The organism is Pseudomonas sichuanensis (assembly GCF_024749065.1).
GTDB classification, from domain to species: domain Bacteria; phylum Pseudomonadota; class Gammaproteobacteria; order Pseudomonadales; family Pseudomonadaceae; genus Aquipseudomonas; species Aquipseudomonas sichuanensis.
In genome coordinates, this window is the sequence record NZ_CP087185.1 from 4488948 (window position 1) to 4509544 (window position 20597).

A 20597-nucleotide genomic window follows, 5' to 3' on the forward strand; every position below is an offset into this window, starting at 1 on the left:
GTTCCACCTCTCGCTGCTCAATCCTGGCCGACGTGCCTGTCACGCGCGGCGCTGTTCTGTGTGCTGTAGCGCTGCAACACCCGTTCGAGCTCACTCAGCGCCTGGCAAACGGCCTCCAGTTGCCCGGGCGGGAGCGTGCCACCGGCGCAACTGCGCTCGACCTGCTCGCAGGCTTCGATCACCTTGCGGGCGCGAATGATTCGCGCCCCACCCTTGATCCGGTGAGCCAGCGCAGCAAGTGCCCCCAGATCCTCGTCTTCACCATGGCCGAGCAGTTGGCCAAGGTCTTTGCGGTTGCTGGCCAGCAGGTCATTGAGCAGCGCGTCCAGCGCCTGCTGGTCCCCCCCGGTCAGGCGCTCCAGGCTGCTCAGGTCGAAGCCGTCGTCCACCGCGACGGGCGCGTCGTCACTCACCCGCGGCATGCCCGCCAGAGCCAAGGCCAGGGCCTTGAGCCCCAACGGCTTGAAATGGCAGGCATCCATGCCGGCCCGCTCGCAGCGCTGACGCTCGCCCACCAGTGCATTGGCAGTCAGCCCCAGCACCCGGCAGGCCCGGCGCCCCTGCCGACGCTCGTGCAGGCGAATCGCCCGGGCCAGGGTGTAGCCATCGAGCACGGGCATGTTGCAGTCGCTGATCACCACATCGAAATTGCCCTGCAACCATGCACGCAAGCCTTGGGCACCATCTTCGGCAACGCTGGCGCGATGGCCCAGGTAGCCCAGCTGGTTGACCAGCAACAGGCGATTGGCCGGATAGTCATCGACCACCAGTACCCGCAAGCTCTCACTCTTCGCCAGCAGGGCGTCGGGCGCCTCCTGCGCCGCCATCGTTTCGCGGGCGTCGACTCGCTCGAGCCGCAGTGCCAGATCGATCCGCGTGCCCACGCCCAGGGTGCTGCGCAGGTGCATGTGCCCGCCCATCAACTCGCACAAGGTACGGCTGATCGACAAGCCCAGGCCCGCCCCGCGCCGTGCCGACTGACGGTTGTTGCTGGCCTGCCAGAAAAGCCCGCCAAGCCGTGACAGCTCCGCCTCGGGAATGCCGATACCGGTGTCCTCCACGGTCAGCTCGACCGCCACCGCACGCGCCTGCACGGTGCTGCGCAGGCTTACCCGGACGCTGCCACGGTGGGTGAACTTGATCGCGTTGCTCAGCAGGTTGGCGAGGATCTGCTTGAAGCGCAGCGGGTCGAGCAGCACCTCCGCGTCCGCCGGTCCCTCCAGTTCCAGCAGCAGCTGCAACCCTTTGCTGCGTGCCTGCTGCTCGAACAACTGCACCACCTCGGCCACATGCTGTTGCAGGCACCCCGGCTGCGGTGCCAGTTGCAGATGGCCAGTTTCGATGCGGGTAACGTCGAGGATGTCGCCGATCAGCCCGAGCAGGCTGCGCGCCGCGTCCGAGGCGACTTCGATCGACAAGCGGTCGAGCACTCCCTGCTCGGCCTTGCGCAAAGCCAGCTCGAGCATGCCCAGCACGGCATTGAGCGGTGTGCGTATCTCGTGGCTCATGGTGGCAAGGAAGTGGGTCTTGGCCTGGTTGGCACTGTCGGCATCGTCCTTGGCCGCCTGCAACTGCGCCTGCAGGTGCTGGCGTTCGGTAACATCGATCCAGCCGGCGATCACCCCTGCCTGGCCATCGCGCAGACCGCGGTAAGGCAGCATCCAGTGTGACAGGGTGCGTTGCACGCCTTCGCCCAGGCTGACCTGCAGGTCTTCGACATGCACCTGGCCGCTGGCCAGCACCTCGCGCCAGACGCCCTGCCAGGCCAAGGCCTCGCTCTGGCCCAAAGGCTGACCGATGACCGCCGCCTGACTGACCTGCAAGGCCTGCAGGTAGCTGTTGTTGCAGGTCAGCAGACGGCCGTGCTGGTCGCAGACATAGATCGGATGCGGTGTGCCATCGATCATCACGCGCATGAACGCTAACTGGTCAGCCAGTTCTCGCTCGGCCTGCTCGCGCACCCGCACCAGCCGGCGCAGGTAGCGGACCCAGGCCAGTGCCAGCAGCAGCGACAGGGCGACCGCGGCAAAACCTTGCAGCACCGCCAACCGATAGCGCTGCCAGAAACTGTCGGCAACGATCACCTCGCTGCGCCAACGGCGGGCCAAGGCGTCCATTTCCTGGGGTGACAGGCTGAGCAGCGCCTTGTTGAGGATCGCCTGCAGTTCCAGCGCGCCCCGTGGGCTGGCGAACGCGAAATAGGCCGGCTCCAGGGTTAGGCTGGCACTGATCTTCAGGCGTGTCGGCGCCAGCCGCTCGGTCAACGCCCGGGCACCGATCATGGGCACCAGCGCAGCATCGGCGCGGCCGCTGGCCACGCGCCAGACCGCATCCACCGGCCCGTCGGACTCGACCAGGTGGATGTCCGGATAGTGCTGGCGCAGATACGCCTTGGGATAGCCGCTGCGGGTCACGGCCAGGCGCAGCCCGGTCAGTTGCTCCAGGGTGGATACCGCCGCGCCGCTGTCGGCAGTGACCAACACCCGCGCCGAACTGGCAAAGCTGCGGCTGAACGTCAGGTGCTGCTCACGTTCATTGCTGGGCGTGACGCCGGCGATCAGGTCGGCCTCGCCCCTGGCGGTACGCTCGATCATGCGCTCCAGGGTCCCGCCGGCCACCAGGTCGAAGGTCAGGCCGGTGCGCCGGCCTATGCGTTGCAACACATCCACCGCCAGCCCGCGCAGACGCCCCTCGCCGTCGCGGTAGCTGATGGGTGGGTATTGATCGTTGAGCAGCACCCGCAACGGCCCCTGGCCCTGTACCCAACTCAGCTCCTTGTCACTCAGTCGCAGCGGACCGCGCTCAACCAGCCCCTGCCCGCCCCAGCGACGACGGATGCGCGCATGCTCCTGCGGCTCGATGCTGGCCAGCACCGAATCGACCAGGCCGTGCAACGGCGTGTCGTGCGGATGCATGGCAAACCCCAGCGGCTGGCTTTCTAGGTCGGGACTGTCGAAGGCTTCCAGCGGCCCGACCAGCCCTTTGCCGATCAGGTACTGACTTTCCAGTGCACCACCCAGGTAAAGGTCGGCCTGGCCAAAGGCCAAGGCACCCAGCGCTGCACGGGTGGAGGGGAATACCTGGACCTGCGCCTGAGGATATCGAGCCAGTATGCTGTCGAGCCTGCGGTAACCTTCGCGCATGGCCACGCGCAAAGGCACATCGGCCGCTGGTTCATCCTCTCGCAGCACCACCACTGGCAGGTCTTGCGCATAGGCATGCGACAACCACAGGCCGGCATCGCTGGCCTGCCGGGCAGTGACACTGGCCAGCAGGTCCACTTCACGCGCCCGCAACGCCTCGATGGCGGCATTGAGCGAGGCATACACATGGATTTGCACGGGTAGCTGCAGTTGCCCGGCCAGCAACCCGGCATAGTCGGCGCTGATCCCTTCGTAGTCGCGACCGGTACCGAGGACGTCCAACGGCGGGTTGTCCGGCCTCACCACTGCCAGCCTGAGCTGCTGTCGCTCCCACAGCCAGCGCAACTGCGCTTCATCCGGGGTCAGCCGGGGGCCAGAGAAGGTCGAGCGGCCGTGCAACTGCGGCAGTTGATCGGCAGGCAGAAGAGGTGCGTAACACAACAACACAGCCAGCAGCCCCCTGTGTATCAGCCCCACGCGATGACCACTAGATCAGCAGGTTGCGACGGGCAACGTCGGCCAGTTCTATCACCGAACCGACCCGTAGCTTGTCCAGCAGCCTGGACTTGTAGGTGCTGATGGTCTTGTTGCTGAGCAGCATGGTTTCGCCGATGGCCTTGTTGCTCAGGCCCCGCGACAGGTGCTGGAGAATGATCACTTCCCGGTCGCTGAGGCCGGAAAGGCGCTGCGCTTCGCTGGCATGGATATCCTGGCGGTTTACCGAGCTCAGCGACACCTCGGGGAAATAGCTGTAGCCCGAGCGCAGGGCCAGCACCGCCTTGCTCAGTTCGCAGAGGTCATCGGACTTCGACACGAAGCCGGCAGCCCCGGCCTTCATGCAGCGCAACGAGAAGCACTCGGCCAACTGCGAGGTGAGCACCAGGATCTTCGGTGGCTGTGGCAGCGCCCGCAACCGCGCCATGACCTGCAGCCCATCCAGGCCAGGCATGATGATGTCGAGGATGACCAGGTCAGGGGTGTGCTCGCGGGCCAGCTGCACGGCATCGACGCCGTTGTCGGCCTGGCCGATGATGTCCAGGCGCTCCTGACGCAACTGCAGGCACACACTGGCGCGGATAAAAGGGTGATCGTCCACCACGAGGGCTTTTTGCATGGCGTTGTCCTCTTCGTTGAGCGGTTTCTTGGCTCGCAGTACGAGTAGACGCGCGAGGCGGCCATTGCGGGCCTTGGGGCACATTGTTCACCCTGCCCCAGGCCCCCGAATGCACGATACGTCCTAAATAAAACAAGAATTTTCCCAAGATCGAGTCGACCTTCCCTGCTTATCACCGCACAAAAAAAACGCCCCGCAAGCGGGGCGTTTTTCACACCAGGGTTGGATCAGTGCGAAACCGCACCACTGGCCCCCAGGCCGGTCTGCGAGCGGACGAACTGCGGGTAGAACAGCGCGCGTTCGTCTTCGGCAGCCTTGGACTTGTCGGTGACCGAGAAGAACCAGATACCGACAAAGGCGATCAGCATCGAGAACAGCGCCGGGTACTCGTAGGGGTAGATGGCTTTCTCGTGGCCGAGGATCTGTACCCAGATGGTCGGGCCGAGGATCATCAGGCCCACCGCGCTGATCAGCCCCAGCCAGCCGCCGATCATGGCGCCGCGGGTGGTCAGCTTCTTCCAGTACATCGAGAGCAGCAGCACCGGGAAGTTGCAGCTGGCGGCAATGGAGAACGCCAGGCCGACCATGAAGGCGATGTTCTGCTTCTCGAACAGAATCCCCAGGCCGATTGCCAGCACACCCAGGGCGATGGTGGTGATCTTCGATACGCGGATCTCGTCCTTGTCGTTGGCCTTGCCCTTGCGCCAGACGCTGGCGTACAGGTCATGGGACACCGCCGAGGCACCGGCCAGGGTCAGGCCGGCAACCACCGCCAGGATGGTGGCGAAGGCCACGGCCGAGATGAAGCCGAGGAAGATGCTGCCACCCACGGCATCGGCCAGGTGCACCGCCGCCATGTTGTTGCCACCCAGCAGGGCGCCGGCGGCGTCCTTGAAGTCCGGGTTGGTGCTGACCAGCAGGATTGCGCCGAAGCCGATGATGAAGGTCAGGATGTAGAAGTAACCGATGAAGCCGGTGGCGTAGAGCACGCTCTTGCGGGCTTCCTTGGCGTCACTGACGGTGAAGAAGCGCATCAGGATGTGCGGCAGGCCGGCGGTACCGAACATCAGCGCCAGGCCCAGCGAGAACGCCGAGATCGGGTCCTTGACCAGGCCGCCCGGGCTCATGATCGCCTCGCCCTTGGCGTGCACCTTGACGGCCTCGGAGAACAGGGTGTTGAAGTCGAAGCCCACGTGCTTCATCACCATCAGCGCCATGAAGCTGGCACCGGACAGCAGCAGCACGGCCTTGATGATCTGTACCCAGGTGGTGGCGAGCATGCCGCCAAACAGCACGTACAGGCACATCAGCACGCCGACCAGGATCACCGCAACATGGTAGTCAAGGCCGAACAGCAGCTCGATCAGCTTGCCGGCACCGACCATCTGCGCGATCAGGTAGAACGCCACCACCACCAGCGAGCCGGAGGCCGACAGGGTGCGGATTTCCTTCTGCCCGAGGCGGTAGGAGGCAACGTCGGCGAAGGTGTACTTGCCCAGGTTGCGCAGGCGTTCGGCGATCAGGAACAGGATGATCGGCCAGCCGACCAAAAAGCCGATGGAGTAGATCAGGCCGTCGTAGCCCGAAGTGAACACCAGGGCGGAAATACCCAGGAACGAGGCTGCCGACATGTAGTCGCCGGCAATCGCCAGGCCGTTCTGGAAGCCGGTGATCTTGCCGCCGGCGGCATAGTAGTCGGCGGCAGAGTTGTTGCGCTTGGAGGCCCAGTAGGTGATGCCCAGGGTAAAGGCGACGAAGGCCACGAACATGGCGATCGCGGCAACGTTCAGCGGTTGCTTCTGCACCTCGCCAGTCAGGGCATCAGCTGCCCACACCGCGGGTGCGAAAGCGCCGCAGGCCAGGACGGCCAGGGCTTTGGCATGACGGATCATTGCTTGGCCTCCTCGAGGATTGCCTTGTTCAACTCGTCGAACTCGCCGTTGGCGCGGCGTACGTAGATGGCGGTGAGCACGAACGCCGAAACGATCAGGCCGACGCCCAGGGGGATGCCCCAGGTGATCGACGAGCCGGGGCTGAGCTTGGCACCAAGCAGGTGCGGGCCGTAGGCGATGAGGAGGATGAAGGCGCAGTAGAGGCCGAGCATGACTGCCGAGAGGATCCAGGCGAAACGCTCGCGCTTGGTGACCAGTTCCTTGAAGCGCGGACTGTTCTGTATCGATTGGTAAATGCTGTCGTTCATTGTTTTTGTCCTAGCAGCACAGATGTAGGGAGAACCCGACTCCACTTTATGCTGCCGCTGGACGCCAACCAGACGACCTTAGTCTTAGATGCAAGGGTGTTTTACAGATTGCGTAACAAAGTGACGACATATTCGCGGGTAAACCCGCTCCCACAGGTCGCCACGATGTTTGGGTGCGTGGTGATCCTGTGGGAGCGGGTTTACCCGCGAAGGGGCCTTGGCCTAATTGGCCCTTGATGTCAGGTTACTTACCGGTCCACTCCTTGACCCGCTCCGGATGCTTGGCCACCCAGTCCTTGGCCGCCGCTTCCGGCTTGGCGCCTTCCTGGATCGCCAGCATCACTTCACCGATCTCATCCTTGGACTGCCATTGGAACTTCTTCAGGAACTCGGCCACTTCCGGGGCCTTGGTGGCCAATTCCTTGCTGCCGATGCTGTTGACCGTTTCCGCGGCGCCATACACGCCTTTCGGATCTTCAAGGAACTTGAGCTTCCACTTGGCGAACATCCAGTGCGGCACCCAGCCGGTGACGGCGATGGATTGCTGCTTGGCATAGGAGCGCCCAAGCTCGGCGGTCATTGCCGCGCCGGAGCTGGCGGTCAGTTTGTAGCCGGTCAGGTCGTAGTCCTTGATGGCCTGTTCGGTCTTGAGCATGACCCCGGAGCCTGCGTCGATGCCGACGATCTTCTGCTTGAAGCTCTGGTCGGTCTTGAGGTCTTCGATGCTGTTGGCCTTGACGTACTCGGGGACGATCAGGCCGATCTTGGCGTCCTTGAAGTTGGGGCCGTAGTCGACCACGTTGTCCTTGTTCTTGGCCCAGTACTCGCCGTGGGTGACCGGCAGCCAGGCCGACAGCATGGCGTCGAGTTTGCCGGTGGCCACGCCCTGCCACATGATGCCGGTGGCCACGGCCTGCAGTTTCACGTCGTAGCCGAGCTTCTGCCTGATCACTTCGGCGGCCACGTTGGTGGTCGCCACGCTATCGGACCAACCATCCACGTAACCGATGCTGACTTCCTTGGCCATGGCTTGCGCAGTGCTCATGGCCAGTACCACAGCAGTGCCCACGCCCAGGAAACGTCGCATTCTTGTAAAAGTCGCCATCAAAGCATCCCCTCGTCAGGTCTTGGAGATTGCATCATCAACCTGACACAACAGGCGACCTGCTCTGTCAGCGACCTTTAGCGAACGATCAGCGACAGCACTGTGCCATTAGCGCCAGCAGCCCGCGCCGAACTGCGCGATCCTTGCATGCCAAACGCTTGGCGCCGGGCTAATATCACAGGTTCGCCCGCACCGGGCCCATCGCCGGCAAGCCGGCTCCCACAGGGTTCATGCGATTTTCTGTGGGAGCCGGCTTGCCGGCGATGGGCCGCGCAGCGGCCCCTGCTCACGAACCCGACGATGGACCGCCCGATGTTCCGCACGACCTACCTGCTCGCCTGCCTGCTCGCCGTCCTCGGCCTGGGCGCCCTCTGGTACGGCCTCGGCAAGCCGGTGCAGCTGCCAGACGCCGCCAGCCCCACACACAAGTTGCAGTGCGCCTCCTACACGCCATTCGACAAGGACCAGTCGCCGTTCGACCAGCCGTTTCGCCTGCGCCCGGCGCGCATGGACGCCGACCTGGCCTTGCTGGCCGAGCGTTTCCAGTGCATCCGCACTTACTCGATGACCGGCCTTGAAGCCATCCCGGCACTGGCCCGCAAGCACGGCCTGAAGGTGATGCTGGGGGCCTGGGTCAACGCCAACCCGCTGGACACCGACAAGGAAATCGACCTGCTGATCGCCGCCGCCAACGCCAATCCCGACGTGGTCAGCGCAGTAATCGTCGGCAACGAGGCGCTGCTGCGCAAGGAAGTCACCGGCGAGCGCCTGGCCGAGTTGATCAACAAGGTGAAAAGCCAGGTCAAGGTGCCGGTGACCTACGCCGATGTCTGGGAGTTCTGGCTGCAGCACCCGCAGATTGCCCCTGCCGTGGACTTCCTCACCATCCACCTGCTGCCGTACTGGGAGGATGACCCGCGTGGCATCGATGCGGCCCTGACGCATGTCGCCGAGGTGCGCCAGGTGTTCGGCAACCGCTTTGCGCCCAAGGACATCCTGATCGGCGAAACCGGCTGGCCAAGCGAGGGCCGCCAGCGCGAGACGGCGGTGCCGAGCCGGGTCAACGAAGCGCGTTTCATCCGTGGTTTCGTCGCCCTGGCCGAGGCCAATGGCTGGCACTACAACCTGATCGAAGCCTTCGACCAACCGTGGAAGCGCGCCAGCGAAGGCGCGGTGGGCGGCTACTGGGGGCTGTACGACGCCGACCGCCAGGACAAGGGCGTGCTCGAAGGGCCGGTAAGCAACCTGGCGCTGTGGCCACAGTGGCTGCTGGCCTCGCTGCTGTTGCTGCTGGCGACCCTGGCCCTGGCCGGGCGCCCGGCGAATGCCCGCGCCGCCTTGCTATTGCCGCTACTGGCGGCGTTGGGCGCCGGTAGCCTGGGGCTGTGGGGCGAGCTGATGCGCACCAATGCACGGTTTGCCGGTGAGTGGCTGTGGGCCGTGTTGCTGGCGGGGCTCAACCTGCTGGTGCTGGCCCAGGCGGCCTTGGCCCTGGCCCGCCGTGACGGCTGGCGGCAGCGGTTGTTCGCCTGGCTTGAAGGGCATGCTGGCAAGTGGTTGCTGGCTGCGGGGTTCGCGGCGGCGGTGAGCATGCTGGCGATGGTGTTCGACCCGCGCTATCGCAGCTTCCCCAGTGCGGCACTGCTGCTGCCGGCGGTGGTCTACCTGCTGCGCCCGGTGCGCGCGTCTCGGGCCGAGGTGGCGTTGCTGGCGTTCATCGTTGGTGCGGGCGTGGCGCCGCAGTTGTACCAGGAGGGGTTGGCAAACCGGCAAGCGTTGGGTTGGGCGCTGGTCAGCGTGTTGATGGTCGGGGCGTTGTGGCGCAGTTTGCGATTGCGCAAGGCCTGAAGATGCCTGTCAGTCAAGCCAATTGGGGTCGCTGCGCGACCCTTCGCGGGTAAACCCGCTCCCACAGGGCCCGCGCAAGTTTCAAGGGCAGTACCTGTCCTGTGGGAGCGGGTTTACCCGCGAAGGGGCGCAAAGCGGCCCCAGCAATCTCAAGTAAACAGCCTTACTCATCAACCGCGGCTTTCGCACTGCCCGATCGGCTTCAAATGCGCAACAAAGTTGCACGGCCGGTGCCGAGCATCCAACTGCTCGGCCAGAATACCCTCCCACGCCGTCCGGCACGCCCCGGTCGAGCCCGGCAGGCAGCACACCAGAGTGCGGTTGGCCAGCCCGGCCAGCGCCCGGCTCTGCACGGTCGAAGTGCCGATGTCGAGGATCGACAGCGCGCGGAACAACTCGCCAAAACCATCGATGCGCTTGTCCAGCAGGCACTCGACCGCTTCGGGTGTACTGTCGCGGCCGGTAAAGCCCGTGCCGCCGGTGATCAGCACCACCTGCACCTGCTCATCGGCAATCCAGGTGGCGACCTGGGCGCGGATCTTGTACAGGTCGTCCTTGAGCAGTTCCCGTGCGATCAGCCGATGGCCGACCTCCACCGCGCGGCTGGCCAGCAGCTCGCCGGAGGTGTCGTTGGCGTAACTGCGGGTATCGCTGACAGTCAGTACGGCGATGTTCAGTGGCACGAACACCGCATCCGGTTTGACACTCATCAAGTTCTGCTCCGTGATTGGCCTTGCGGCCACGTTAGAGGCAAGCCTCGGACCGCGTCCAATCGATAGGGCGAACCAACCGATCAAGGGCCTCTATCAAGCGGTCACCATTAAAGATTGGCCAGCCCACGCGGAGTTGGTTAAGGTCGCCGAACCCGCCACCCCGCTCGCCAGGCCGCACCATGGACATCAAGCAGCTCAAGTTCCTCATCGCCCTCGACCAGACCCGTCACTTCGGCCAGGCCGCAGCGCTGTGCCATATCACCCAGCCGACCCTGTCGATGCGCCTGCGCAACCTGGAGGACGAGCTGGACCTGGTGCTGGTCAAGCGCGGCCAGCGCTTCGAGGGTTTCACCGAGGCCGGCGAGCGCATCCTGGCCTGGGCCCGCACCCTGCTGGCCGCCCACGACGGCCTGCAGGCCGAGGCCGCCAGCTGCCGTGGCCAGGTGGTCGGCAGCCTGCGCCTGGGCACCGTGCCGCTGGCCAGCTTCAACCCCATGCAACTGCTGCTGCCGCTGCGGGAGAAATATCCCGAGCTGAGCTTCCAGCTGTCGTCGCTGAGCTCCGAGCAGATCATCGACGGCCTGTCGCGCAACCAGCTGGACTTAGGCATCTGCTACCTCGACCAGGTCAATGCCAGCTTCTTCGAAGTGATCGAGCTGAGCACCACCACCATGGGCCTGCTGCACGACACCCGGCACTTTCAGTTCGACGCCGACACCCTGCGTTGGGACGAACTCGGCGAGATTCCACTTGGCCTGCTGAGCAAGGGCATGCACTACCGCCAGTCACTTGACCTGAGTTTGCGCAGCCGTGGCCTTGAACCCAACTCCGTGCTGGAAAGCGACTCGACCTTCCAGCTGATCCAGGCCATCAACGTTGGCGTGTGCTGCGCGATCATGCCGCTGGATTGCGGCCTGGAAGAGCTGAGCACGCACCTGCGGATCATCCCCGTGGCCGACGCCAGCATCCACAGCCCGGTGGGCCTGCTGCTGCGCCGCAGCGAGCCGCGTTCAGCCATTGCCGAACAGTGTTTCGCTGAAGCCAAGGTGCTGTTTCAACCCTCCTGAGCCGTCGCCTGGCGATACTGCCTCGGAGTAAACCCGGTCAGCTGCCGGAACTGGCGGCTGAACGCGCTGTGGTCGGTGTAGCCGCAGCGCAGGGCGACCTCGGTGATCGGCAGGTCCGAATGCAGTAACTGATGGGCGTGTTCCAGGCGGGCTTTGTGGATCATCTGCCGTGGCGTCAGGTGGAACACCCGTTTGCAGTAGCGCTCCAGCTGCGCCACTGAAATCCCGGCGATACGGGTCAGCTCGCCCATGCTGATCGGCTGGTGAAAATGCGCGCGGATATGCGCGTCCACCGCAGCCAGGCGCTGATAAGCGGGGTGGGTGTCGGCGGCGGATTGCAGATCCACGGAAATACCCACCAGGCCGATGATCCTGCCAGCGGGATCGTAGAGCGGGCGCTTGTGGGTCAGGCACCAGCCCGGTTCGCGACTGCCGTACAGGTGCAGTTCCAGCTGGTCCTCCAGCACCAACCCTTGCTCCAGCACACGGCGGTCCTGTTCGGTATAGCCGGGCCCGAGCCGGGCCGGGAACACTTCGGCGCTGGTCTTGCCCAGCAGGGGTTGCAACTGTTTCAGGCCGCAGCGCTGCACCAGGGTGCGGTTGGCCAGCACGTAACGCGCCTGCTCGTCCTTGATGAAGATCGCCGCGTTGGCGATGACGTCGAGCATCGGCAGCAGCCAGACCACCCCGGTGAGCAGCGCCTCCAGGGACTCGGGGCGGTGCTGGTCGAGCTGCTGGTACAGGGTGGCGAGAGGTTGCTGGGGCATCAGTATCTTCGCTCTTGATTGTCGGCCTCTCGCGGGGCAAGCCCGCTCCCACGCATTGCTCGTGGGAGCGGGCTTGCCCCGCGATTGCACACGCACAGCCGGCACAGCTGTTACGGCAAGGCCTGCAGCCTATCCAGCCACATCGCCCTTCACCAGCGCTTTCGAGAACTGTGCCGATTTCGTCATCCCCCTTGCCGAAAACCATCAAGAACCCCCGCCCCGATCGGTCCACTCTATGCCCCACGCAAGCCGCCCCATGACCTACAAGAACGCGGCCCGCAAAGCCGCATCGTGACATCAGACCTGCCTATCCAAAACCTACAAAAAGGCGACCCCATGTCAGGCAAATTCAAGAAACAGCTGTCATTGCTGGACCTCACCTTCATCGGCCTCGGCGCCATCTTCGGCTCCGGCTGGCTGTTCGCCGCCAGCCACGTGTCGGCCATCGCCGGCCCGGCCGGGATCCTCTCCTGGTTCCTCGGCGGTTTCGCCGTACTGCTGCTGGGCATCGTCTACTGCGAGCTCGGCGCTCCACTGCCGCGCGCCGGTGGCGTGGTGCGCTACCCGGTGTATTCCCACGGCCCGTTGCTGGGCTACCTGATGGGCTTCATTACCTTGATTGCCTTCTCCAGCCTGATCGCCATCGAAGTGGTCGCCTCGCGCCAATACGCCGCGGCCTGGTTCCCCAGCCTGACCAAGGCCGGTTCCAGCGACCCGACCGTGCTCGGCTGGCTGGTGCAGTTCGCCCTGCTCGGGCTGTTCTTCGCGCTCAACTACCGCAGCGTGAAGACCTTCGCCAAGGCCAACAATCTGGTCAGCGTGTTCAAGTTCATCGTGCCGTTGCTGGTGATCGGCGTGCTGTTCACCTTCTTCAAACCGGAAAACTTCGAGGTGCAGGGCTTTGCCCCGTTCGGCATGTCCGGCGTGGAAATGGCCGTGTCGGCCGGCGGCATCATCTTCGCCTACCTGGGCCTTACCCCGATCATCTCGGTGGCCAGCGAGGTGAAGAACCCGCAGCGCACCATCCCCATCGCGCTGATCCTCTCGGTCCTGCTGTCCACCGCGATCTACGCCCTGCTGCAACTGGCCTTCCTCGGCAGCGTGCCGACCGAAATGCTGGCCAATGGCTGGGCCGGGGTGACCAAGGAACTGGCCCTGCCCTACCGTGACATCGCCCTGGCCCTGGGCGTCGGCTGGCTGGCCTACCTGGTGGTGGCCGATGCGGTGGTCTCGCCCAGCGGCTGCGGCAACATCTACATGAACGCCACCCCGCGGGTGATCTATGGCTGGGCGCAGACCGGCACCTTCTTCAAGTACTTCACCCGCATCGACGAGCAGTCCGGTATCCCGCGCCCGGCACTGTGGCTGACCTTCGCCCTGTCGGTGTTCTGGACCCTGCCGTTCCCGTCCTGGGAGGCGCTGATCAACGTGGTCTCGGCCGCCCTGGTGCTGAGCTACGCGGTGGCGCCGGTGACCGTCGCCGCCCTGCGCCGCACGGCCCCGGACATGCCGCGCCCGTTCCGGGTCAAGGGCATGGGAGTGCTCGGCCCGCTGTCGTTCATCATCGCTGCGCTGATCGTCTACTGGTCGGGCTGGAACACCGTGTCGTGGCTGCTGGCCCTGCAGATCGTGATGTTCGTGCTGTACCTGCTGTGCCGCCGCTTCGTGCCCACCGAGCACCTTTCCATTGGCCAGCAAGTGCGCTCGTCGGCCTGGCTGATCGGCTTTTACGCCGTGACCATCCTGCTGTCCTGGCTGGGCAGCTTCGGCGGGCTGGGGGTGATCGGGCATCCGTTCGACACGGCGGTCGTGGCTGCTGCGGCGCTGGGTATCTATTACTGGGGCGCGGCGACCGGCGTGCCGGCGCATCTGGTGCGACTGGAAGGTGAGGACGAGAGCGAAGCCAACCATGAGCCCCTGGTTGGTCACCGTCCGGCTGCACTGGCTCCGTGAAGGCTACTGGCCCTATCGCCGGCAAGCCGGCTCCCACAGTTTCAACGCGGTCCCTGTGGGAGCCGGCTTGCCGGCGATGAGGCCCGCAGCAACTGCACAACACTTCGCTTATCGGAAGACGGACAAGCCCATGAAACAGATCCACGTCATCGACTCCCACACCGGCGGCGAACCGACCCGCCTGGTCATGCAAGGCTTCCCGCAATTGACCGGCCGCAGCATGGCCGAACAGCGCGACGAACTGCGCGAGCTGCACGACCACTGGCGCCGCGCCTGCCTGCTGGAGCCACGCGGCAACGATGTGCTGGTGGGGGCGCTGTACTGCCCGCCGGTTTCCAGCGACGCCACCTGCGGGGTGATCTTCTTCAACAACGCCGGCTACCTGAACATGTGCGGCCACGGCACCATCGGCCTGGTCGCCTCCTTGCAGCACCTGGGGCTGATCGAACCGGGCGTGCACAAGATCGACACCCCGGTGGGCCAGGTCAGCGCCACCCTGCATGAGGACGGCGCGGTCACCGTCGGCAACGTGCCGTCCTGGCGCTACCGCCAGCAGGTGGCGGTCGAGGTGCCGGGCTTTGGCCCGGTGCGCGGCGACATCGCCTGGGGCGGCAACTGGTTCTTCCTGGTCAGCGAACATGGCCAGCGCATCGAACTGGACAACGTCGAGGCCCTGACCGACTACACCTGGAAAATGCTCAAGGCCCTGGAAACCCAGGGCATCACCGGCGAGCACGGCGCGCCGATCGACCATATCGAGCTGTTCGCCGACGACGCCCACGCCGACAGCCGCAACTTCGTGATGTGCCCGGGCAAGGCCTATGACCGCTCGCCCTGCGGCACCGGTACCAGCGCCAAGCTGGCGTGCCTGGCCGCCGACGGCAAGCTCGCCGAGGGCCAAGCCTGGGTGCAGGCGAGCATCACCGGCAGCCAGTTCCAGGGCCGCTTCGAACGTGAAGGCGAGCGTATCCGCCCGTTCATCACCGGCCGCGCCCACATGACCGCCGACAGCACCCTGCTGATCGACGAACAAGACCCGTTTGCCTGGGGCATCTGACCCCGCTTTCTTCCCAACGAACACTGCAAGGAGTGACAACAATGACTGACAACATCTTCACCGGTTGCATGCCCGCCCTGATGACCCCGTGCACCGCGCAGCGCACCCCCGACTTCGATGCCCTGGTGCGCAAGGGCCGCGAACTGATCGAGGCCGGCATGAGCGCCGTGGTGTACTGCGGCTCGATGGGCGACTGGCCGCTGCTGACCGAGGCCGAGCGCCAGGAAGGCGTGGCGCGCCTGGTGGCCGCTGGCATCCCGACCATCGTCGGCACCGGCGCGGTGAACACCCGCGAGGCGGTAGCCCATGCCGCCCACGCGGCCAAGGTCGGCGCTGCCGGGCTGATGGTCATCCCCCGCGTGCTGTCCCGTGGCGCGTCGCTGATTGCCCAGAAGCATCACTTCTCGGCGATCCTGGCGGCCGCGCCCAAGCTGCCGGCGGTGATCTACAACAGCCCCTACTACGGCTTTGCCACCCGCGCCGACCTGTTCTTCGAACTGCGCCGCGAGTACCCCAACCTGATCGGCTTCAAGGAGTTCGGCGGCGCCGCCGACCTGCGCTACGCCGCCGAACACATCACCTCCCAGGATGACGACGTGACCCTGATGGTCGGCGTCGACACGCAAGTGGTGCACGGCTTCGTCAACTGCAACGCCACCGGCGCCATTACCGGCATCGGCAACGCCCTGCCACGCCAGGTGCTGCAACTGGTGAGCCTGAGCAAGCAGGCGGCCAAGGGCGACGCCAAGGCCCGGCGCCTGGCGCGGGAGCTGGAAGCCGCGCTGGCGGTGCTGTCGTCGTTCGATGAAGGCTGCGACCTGGTGCTGTACTACAAGCACCTGATGGTGCTCAACGGCGATACCGAGTACAGCCTGCACTTCAACGAGACCGACGCCCTCACCGATGCCCAGCGCCACTACGCCGAGCAGCAGTACACACTGTTCCGCACCTGGTACGCCAACTGGTCGGCCGAACAGAACCTGGCCTGAAGCCCTGCTCGCCAGCAAGCACGGCTCCTGTGGGAGCCGGCTTGCCGGCGATCACCGGCCTGGCCGGTGCCATCCTCCGAATCCTCCGCCCCAAGGACGCCCCCATGCCCCTCACAGGCAACCTGCTGATTGGCCAGCGCGCCGTAACCGGCACCCAGGCCGCGATCCGCGCTATCGACCCGGCCACCGACAAACCACTCGATCCGCCCTACGCCGGCGCCAGCGCCGAGCAAGTGGCCCAAGCTTGTGCCCTGGCCTGGTCGGCGTTCGATGAATACCGCGTAACCTCGCTGGCGCACCGCGCCCGCTTTCTTGAAACCATCGCCGAGCAGATCGAAGCTCTGGGCGATGAACTGATCCACCGGGCCGTCGCCGAAACCGGCCTGCCCGCGGCCCGCATCCAGGGCGAACGCGCACGCACCTGCACCCAGTTGCGCACCTTCGCCCGAGTAGTGCGTGCCGGCGAATGGCTGGACGTGCGCATCGACCACGCCCTGCCCGCGCGCCAACCATTGCCACGCGCCGACCTGCGCCAGCGCCAGGTGGCCCTGGGCCCGGTGGCGGTGTTCGGCGCCAGCAACTTCCCGCTGGCCTTTTCGGTGGCCGGTGGCGATACCGCCTCGGCGCTGGCTGCTGGCTGCCCGGTGGTGGTCAAGGCCCACAGCGCCCACCCCGGCACCAGCGAGCTGGTCGGCCAGGCCGTGGCCCGGGCGGTGCAGTTGTGCGAACTGCCCGAAGGCGTGTTCTCCCTGCTGTACGGCGCCGGCCGCGACATCGGCCTGGGCCTGGTCAACGACCCGCGCATCAAGGCGGTCGGTTTCACCGGTTCGCGCAGTGGCGGCGTTGCCCTGTGCCAGGCCGCCCAGGCACGCCCGGAACCGATTCCGGTGTACGCCGAAATGAGTTCGATCAACCCGGTGTTCCTGTTCGACGCCGCCCTGCAAACCCGCGGCGAAGTGCTGGCACAGGGTTTCGTCGCTTCGCTGACCCAGGGCGCCGGCCAGTTCTGCACTAACCCCGGCCTGCTGATCGCCCGCCAGGGCCCGGCGCTGCAACGCTTCATCGCCGCCGCCGGCGAACAGCTGCAGCGCACCGCCGCGCAGACCATGCTCACCCCTGGCATCTTCGCGGCCTATGCCGCCGGCGTCGCCGCGCTGACCGCAAACCGCAACGCCCAACGGGTCGCCAGCGGCCAGGCGCCGCAGGGGCCGAACCAGTGCCAGGCGCAGCTGTTCCTGACCGAGGCTAAGGCTTTCCTGGGTGACCCGGCCTTGCAGGCCGAAGTGTTTGGCGCGGCCTCATTGGTGGTGGCCTGTGACAGCGATGCGCAGGTGCGCCAGGTCGCCGAGCACCTGGAAGGGCAACTGACGGCCACCTTGCACCTGAACGAGGCCGACTTCGACAGTGCCCGGCAACTGCTGCCGACCCTGGAGCGCAAGGCCGGGCGCATTCTGCTCAACGGCTGGCCGACCGGCGTCGAGGTGTGCGATGCGATGGTCCACGGTGGCCCCTTCCCCGCCACTTCCGATACCCGCAGCACCTCGGTGGGGACGGCGGCAATCCTGCGCTTCCTGCGCCCGGTCTGTTACCAGGATCTCCCCGATGCCCTGCTGCCCGCTGAGCTGCAACACGCCAACCCGCTGCATCTGCGCCGTCTGGTCGACGGCAAACGGGAAGGCTAGGCATGCTCGAAACCCCTGAAACCGATATCGCCGTGGTCGGCGCCGGCATCGTCGGCGTCGCCTGTGCCTTGCAACTGGCCCGCCAGGGCAAGCGGGTGTTGCTGATCGACCGCCAGGCCCCCGGCCACGGCGCGTCCTGGGGCAATGCCGGGCACCTGGCCACCGAGCAAGTGTTCCCCATCGCCGACCTGTCGATCCTCAAGCGCCTGCCGGCCATGCTGCTGGACCCGATGGGCCCGCTGCGCCTGGACTGGAAGTACCTGCCCAGGGCGTTGCCCTGGTTCACCCGGCTGCTGCTCAACCTGCGCCCGGCCCCTTTCCAGCGCAGCGTGGCCGGCCTGCGCGCGCTCAACGAGGCCAGCCTGGGCGCCTGGCAGCGTTTGCTGGGCTCGATCGGGCGTGCTGACCTGCTGCATGAGGATGGTTCGCTGCTGGTATTCGAACGCGCCGAATCGCGCCCGGCACTGCAGGCCTTGCGCGCACGCCTGCAGCAGCAGGCGGTGCCGGTGGACTACTGGTCGGCGCAGGCCGTACAGGCCGCAGCGCCACAGTTGAGCCCGTCGCTTCAGGGCGGCCTGTTCTTCCCGCGTACCGGGCATTTCGTCGACCCGTACCGGGTGGTCGGCGCGCTGTTCGACGCCGCCCAGGCGGCCGGTGTGCGGTTCGCCAGGCGCCAGGTAAGCGGTGGCCGGCTGCACGCTGGCAGGGTCACCCTGCACAGTGACCAGGGCGAGCTGCAGGCCCGCCAGGTGCTGATCGCATGCGGTGCGCATTCGGCAAGGCTGGTGCACAGCTTGACCGGCAAACGCGTCCCGCTGGACACCGAACGCGGCTACCACCTGATGCTGCCCAACGAGCAGCAGCGGCTGCCGTTCGCGGTCACCTCACTGGAGCGCAAGTTCATCATGACGCCCATGGCCGGTGGCTTGCGCCTGGCCGGCACGGTGGAGTTCGCCGGGCTCGATGCCGCACCGAGCATGCAGCGGGCGTGGCAGTTGCATCGGTTGAGCAAGGGGTTGTTCCGGCGCGAGCTGGATGCTGAGGGGGCGACGCCGTGGATGGGGTTCAGGCCGTCGTTGCCGGATTCACTGCCGGTGATCGATCGGGTGGCGGACGGCAAGGTGTTGCTGGCGTTCGGGCACCAGCACTTGGGGTTGACCCAGGCGGCGGTGACGGCGCAGTGGGTGGGGCAGTTGATTGAAGGTTTGCGGATTCCCGAGGCTTACCGGTTGGATCGGTTTTGATAGCGGGGGCCGCTGCGCGCCCCTTCGCGGGTAAACCCGCTCCCACAGGTTCTGCGCCGACCTGAATGTGGGAGCGGGTTTACCCGCGAAGGGCTGCGCAGCAGCCCCCCATTCACTCAGCGATAACGCTCAAGCCAGTGTGCGTAAGGCGCAGGCAGCGTCCACGACGCCTTGTCCACGCCCAGCGCCTTGGCCGCGAAATACGGCCAGTGCGGATCAGCCAGGTGCGCACGCCCCACCGAGACCAGGTCCAGCTGGTTGGCTTGCAGCGCCCCTTCGGCCAGCTCCGGCGTACCGAAGCCCCACGCCGAAGTCACCGGCAGTTTCGCTTCCCGGCGTACACGCTCGGCAATCGGCCCCATGAAGGCCGGGCCCCACGGAATGTTGGTCTCGGGGATGGTAAAGCCGACGCTGACGCTCAGCAGGTCCAGGCCACCGGCCTTGAAACGCCGCGCCAGTTCGATGGACTCCTGCAGGGTCTGCTCGTCACGCCCGTCGTATTCCAGCACACCAAAGCGCGCCGTCAGCGGCAGGTGCTCCGGCCACACTTCACGCACGGCCGCCAGGGTTTCCAGGAGGAAGCGGCTGCGGTTGTCGAAGCTGCCGCCATAGGCGTCGGTACGCTGGTTGGAATGCTCGGAGAAGAAGCTCTGCCCCAGGTAGCCGTGGGCGAAATGCAGCTCGATCCACTCGAAACCGGCATCACGGGCACGGCGGGCGCCGTCGACGAAGTCCTGCTTGACCCGGGCGATGTCATCCAGGGTCATGGCCTTTGGCACTTTCGGCAGGTGGGCACCGAAAGCGATGGCCGAGGGGGCGATGGTGTCCCAGCCGCGTGCGTCGTCGGCGGCGATATGGTCGTCACCTTCCCACGGGCGGTTGGCGCTGGCCTTGCGCCCGGCGTGGGCGATCTGGATGCCCGGCACCGAGCCTGCGGCCTTGATCGCCTGCACCACCGGCACGAAGGCCTGGGCGTGGGCATCACTCCAGATACCGGCGCAGCCGGGGGTAATGCGGCCTTCCGGCGACACGGCAGTGGCTTCGACCACCACCAGGCCGGCACCGCCCCGAGCCAGGCCGGCCAGGTGGACGTGGTGCCAGTCGTTGATCATGCCGTCCTCGGCCATGTACTGACACATCGGCGGGATGGCGATGCGGTTGCGCAGGGTGACGTCCTTGAGGGTATAGGGTTCGAACAGGGCGGACATGTGGTTACTCCGGGGTGAGTTAACTTACGATTGTTCGATCATATTCGAACTATGGCAATTTGTGAAACCCCCGTTATCATGTCGGCCATGCGAACCTATACCCACCCCTCCCCCGACAACCTCACCCTGGAGCGCCTGCTCTACGCCCTGAGCGACCCTGTGCGCATGGAAATCGTCCGCCACCTGGCCGGTGTGGCCGAGGCCAGCTGCGGCGAACTGGATGGCGGGCGGCCGAAGTCGAGCATGTCCCATCACTTTCGCGTGTTGCGCGAGGCGGGGCTGGTGTTTACCCGCAATGTGGGGACCACGCACATGAACTCGCTGCGCAGCGATGAGCTCGAGGGGCGCTTCCCCGGGCTGCTGGGCAGCATTCTCGGGCAGCGCTGATAGGCGCGCACTCCGTGGGAGCGGGCTTGCCCCGCGATGACACCTCACGCTCGACACGCCAGCCTGAGCTAACAGCATCGCGGGGCAAGCCCGCTCCCACGCCCGTGTACAAATTTGCAG

General features: G+C 65.9%; 16 protein-coding genes. 8 read left to right on the forward strand and 8 right to left on the reverse strand.

What is annotated here, in order from left to right:
* Positions 1-17: 17 nt before the first annotated feature.
* The 5 genes from LOY51_RS20290 to LOY51_RS20310 all read right to left on the reverse strand — a co-directional run bounded on the left by LOY51_RS20290 (position 18) and on the right by LOY51_RS20310 (position 7562).
* Entirely contained in the window at positions 18-3584 is a 3567-nt protein-coding gene (locus tag LOY51_RS20290) for a transporter substrate-binding domain-containing protein (protein ID WP_258642800.1), read from the reverse strand.
* 46 nt (positions 3585-3630) lie between these two features.
* Complete coding sequence (locus LOY51_RS20295; protein ID WP_125465111.1) at positions 3631-4257, reverse strand: response regulator transcription factor; 627 nt, start codon at positions 4255-4257, stop codon at positions 3631-3633.
* A 227-nt stretch (positions 4258-4484) separates the two neighbouring features.
* Positions 4485-6149, reverse strand: coding sequence for a cation acetate symporter (locus LOY51_RS20300; protein ID WP_125465112.1), 1665 nt, complete (start codon positions 6147-6149; stop codon positions 4485-4487).
* Positions 6146-6457 carry a DUF485 domain-containing protein gene (locus LOY51_RS20305; RefSeq protein WP_110996339.1) on the reverse strand — a complete coding sequence of 104 codons (312 nt, stop codon included), beginning with the start codon at positions 6455-6457 and terminating at the stop codon, positions 6146-6148. Before LOY51_RS20305 ends, LOY51_RS20300 begins: the two co-directional genes overlap by 4 nt.
* Before the next feature lie 244 nt (positions 6458-6701).
* Positions 6702-7562 carry a glycine betaine ABC transporter substrate-binding protein gene (locus LOY51_RS20310; RefSeq protein ID WP_125859621.1) on the reverse strand — a complete coding sequence of 287 codons (861 nt, stop codon included), beginning with the start codon at positions 7560-7562 and terminating at the stop codon, positions 6702-6704.
* A gap of 300 nt (positions 7563-7862) precedes the next feature.
* On the opposite strand from LOY51_RS20310, the gene LOY51_RS20315 reads away from it, so the two are divergent.
* Entirely contained in the window at positions 7863-9410 is a 1548-nt protein-coding gene (locus tag LOY51_RS20315; protein ID WP_125859623.1) for a glycoside hydrolase family 17 protein, read from the forward strand.
* Positions 9411-9580: 170 nt separating this feature from the next.
* On the opposite strand, the gene moaB is transcribed toward LOY51_RS20315, so the two are convergent.
* Complete coding sequence (moaB, locus tag LOY51_RS20320) at positions 9581-10120, reverse strand: molybdenum cofactor biosynthesis protein B (RefSeq protein WP_125859625.1); 540 nt, start codon at positions 10118-10120, stop codon at positions 9581-9583.
* 182 nt (positions 10121-10302) lie between these two features.
* Between moaB and LOY51_RS20325 the strand changes: the two genes are divergently transcribed.
* The gene (locus LOY51_RS20325) at positions 10303-11190 is read left to right on the forward strand and encodes a LysR family transcriptional regulator (RefSeq protein ID WP_125859627.1); all 888 of its coding nucleotides are present in this window, start codon (positions 10303-10305) and stop codon (positions 11188-11190) included.
* Here the strand turns inward: LOY51_RS20325 and LOY51_RS20330 are convergent.
* Positions 11178-11957, reverse strand: coding sequence for an AraC family transcriptional regulator (locus LOY51_RS20330; protein ID WP_125465117.1), 780 nt, complete (start codon positions 11955-11957; stop codon positions 11178-11180). The two genes, LOY51_RS20325 and LOY51_RS20330, sit on opposite strands and share 13 nt — an antisense overlap.
* A 336-nt stretch (positions 11958-12293) precedes the next feature.
* Here LOY51_RS20330 and LOY51_RS20335 point away from each other — a divergent pair, with 336 nt between their 5' ends.
* From LOY51_RS20335 to LOY51_RS20355, 5 genes are all read left to right on the forward strand, one after another.
* A complete protein-coding gene (locus LOY51_RS20335; RefSeq protein WP_258642804.1) occupies positions 12294-13910 on the forward strand; it encodes an APC family permease in 1617 nt (538 codons plus the stop codon).
* 130 nt (positions 13911-14040) lie between these two features.
* A complete protein-coding gene (locus LOY51_RS20340) occupies positions 14041-14967 on the forward strand; it encodes a 4-hydroxyproline epimerase (RefSeq protein WP_125465119.1) in 927 nt (308 codons plus the stop codon).
* A gap of 41 nt (positions 14968-15008) precedes the next feature.
* Positions 15009-15956, forward strand: coding sequence for a dihydrodipicolinate synthase family protein (locus LOY51_RS20345; RefSeq protein WP_125859631.1), 948 nt, complete (start codon positions 15009-15011; stop codon positions 15954-15956).
* 104 nt (positions 15957-16060) lie between these two features.
* Positions 16061-17638, forward strand: coding sequence for an aldehyde dehydrogenase (NADP(+)) (locus tag LOY51_RS20350; protein WP_258642806.1), 1578 nt, complete (start codon positions 16061-16063; stop codon positions 17636-17638).
* Positions 17639-17640: 2 nt separating this feature from the next.
* Positions 17641-18882 (forward strand): FAD-dependent oxidoreductase, encoded by a 1242-nt coding sequence (locus LOY51_RS20355; RefSeq protein WP_125859635.1) that lies wholly within the window; start codon positions 17641-17643, stop codon positions 18880-18882.
* A 116-nt stretch (positions 18883-18998) separates the two neighbouring features.
* On the opposite strand, the gene xenA is transcribed toward LOY51_RS20355, so the two are convergent.
* A complete protein-coding gene (gene xenA / locus LOY51_RS20360; RefSeq protein ID WP_125859637.1) occupies positions 18999-20090 on the reverse strand; it encodes a xenobiotic reductase XenA in 1092 nt (363 codons plus the stop codon).
* Between the two features lie 51 nt (positions 20091-20141).
* Between xenA and LOY51_RS20365 the strand changes: the two genes are divergently transcribed.
* Entirely contained in the window at positions 20142-20477 is a 336-nt protein-coding gene (locus tag LOY51_RS20365; protein ID WP_125859639.1) for an ArsR/SmtB family transcription factor, read from the forward strand.
* Positions 20478-20597: the final 120 nt, after the last annotated feature.

Bases quoted from the DNA above. Each gene is read 5' to 3' on its own strand.
- LOY51_RS20295 (WP_125465111.1), bottom strand. From the start codon at position 4,257: ATGCAAAAAGCCCTCGTGGTGGACGATCACCCTTTTATCCGCGCCAGT.
- LOY51_RS20300 (WP_125465112.1), bottom strand. From the start codon at position 6,149: ATGATCCGTCATGCCAAAGCCCTGGCCGTCCTGGCCTGCGGCGCTTTC.
- LOY51_RS20305 (WP_110996339.1), bottom strand. From the start codon at position 6,457: ATGAACGACAGCATTTACCAATCGATACAGAACAGTCCGCGCTTCAAG.
- LOY51_RS20310 (WP_125859621.1), bottom strand. From the start codon at position 7,562: ATGGCGACTTTTACAAGAATGCGACGTTTCCTGGGCGTGGGCACTGCT.
- LOY51_RS20315 (WP_125859623.1), top strand. From the start codon at position 7,863: ATGGACCGCCCGATGTTCCGCACGACCTACCTGCTCGCCTGCCTGCTC.
- moaB (WP_125859625.1), bottom strand. From the start codon at position 10,120: ATGAGTGTCAAACCGGATGCGGTGTTCGTGCCACTGAACATCGCCGTA.
- LOY51_RS20325 (WP_125859627.1), top strand. From the start codon at position 10,303: ATGGACATCAAGCAGCTCAAGTTCCTCATCGCCCTCGACCAGACCCGT.
- LOY51_RS20330 (WP_125465117.1), bottom strand. From the start codon at position 11,957: ATGCCCCAGCAACCTCTCGCCACCCTGTACCAGCAGCTCGACCAGCAC.
- LOY51_RS20335 (WP_258642804.1), top strand. From the start codon at position 12,294: ATGTCAGGCAAATTCAAGAAACAGCTGTCATTGCTGGACCTCACCTTC.
- LOY51_RS20340 (WP_125465119.1), top strand. From the start codon at position 14,041: ATGAAACAGATCCACGTCATCGACTCCCACACCGGCGGCGAACCGACC.
- LOY51_RS20345 (WP_125859631.1), top strand. From the start codon at position 15,009: ATGACTGACAACATCTTCACCGGTTGCATGCCCGCCCTGATGACCCCG.
- LOY51_RS20350 (WP_258642806.1), top strand. From the start codon at position 16,061: ATGCCCCTCACAGGCAACCTGCTGATTGGCCAGCGCGCCGTAACCGGC.
- LOY51_RS20355 (WP_125859635.1), top strand. From the start codon at position 17,641: ATGCTCGAAACCCCTGAAACCGATATCGCCGTGGTCGGCGCCGGCATC.
- xenA (WP_125859637.1), bottom strand. From the start codon at position 20,090: ATGTCCGCCCTGTTCGAACCCTATACCCTCAAGGACGTCACCCTGCGC.
- LOY51_RS20365 (WP_125859639.1), top strand. From the start codon at position 20,142: ATGGCAATTTGTGAAACCCCCGTTATCATGTCGGCCATGCGAACCTAT.